This is a genomic window from Sedimentibacter sp. B4, assembly GCF_000309315.1.
In the GTDB taxonomy this organism is placed as follows: Bacteria; Bacillota; Clostridia; order Tissierellales; family Sedimentibacteraceae; genus Sedimentibacter; species Sedimentibacter saalensis.
On sequence record NZ_CANG01000606.1, the window covers coordinates 1 to 217 of the forward strand.

General features: G+C 69.6%; 1 protein-coding gene. It reads left to right on the top strand.

All coding sequences use genetic code 11. The annotated features are described in order from the left end of the window. Positions 1-217 (top strand): hypothetical protein (locus BN358_RS26710; RefSeq protein ID WP_198018450.1); only part of this gene is annotated, 217 nt, incomplete at both ends.

Genomic DNA, 217 nt, shown 5'->3' on the forward strand with positions numbered 1-217 from the left:
CTCGACCAGCAGTACGCCGCGGTGGCCTCCGGCCACTGGCCGCTGATGCGCTACAACCCGGTGCTGCGGGCTGCCGGCAAGAACCCGTTCCTGCTGGACTCGCCGCGTCCCCGGATGCCGCTGCGCGACTACCACGTCAAGGAACTGCGCTTCCGGATGCTGATGAACTCCGACCCCGAGGCGGCAGAGCAGCTGCTCACCCTCGGGCAGGAGCAGG